The sequence below is a fragment of the Streptomyces prasinopilosus genome (assembly GCF_001419695.1).
GTDB lineage: Bacteria > Actinomycetota > Actinomycetes > Streptomycetales > Streptomycetaceae > Streptomyces > Streptomyces prasinopilosus.
Genome location: NZ_LIRG01000091.1, coordinates 1 through 337, shown reverse-complemented (window position 1 = coordinate 337; position 337 = coordinate 1). Strand labels below are relative to the sequence as shown.

Sequence of the window (337 nt, the reverse complement as noted above, 5' to 3'; positions counted from 1 at the left end):
GCCAGGTCGCCTCCGGCATCAACCACGACGGGCCCGACGACTACGGGGACTCCCTCTGGTGACCGTCATCGTCCTCACCAACTGCCCGGCCGGCCTGCGCGGCTTCCTCACCCGCTGGCTGCTGGAGATCTCCGCGGGCGTGTTCGTCGGCAACCCCTCGGCCCGCATCCGGGACGCGCTCTGGGAAGAGGTCCGGCAGTACGCGGGCCAGGGCCGCGCCCTCCTCGCCCACACCACGAACAACGAACAGGGCTTCACCTTCCGCACCCACGACCACGCCTGGCACCCCACCAACCACGAAGGCATCACCCTCATCCACCGCCCGGCTGGAGCAGAG

The 337-nt window shown here is 70.3% G+C and carries 1 protein-coding gene; it reads left to right on the top strand.

Annotated elements, in window-relative coordinates:
- Nucleotides 1-58: 58 nt before the first annotated feature.
- The coding region (gene cas2e, locus AOK18_RS05355) for a type I-E CRISPR-associated endoribonuclease Cas2e (RefSeq protein WP_055693552.1) at nucleotides 59-337 on the top strand (279 nt) is incomplete at its 3' end.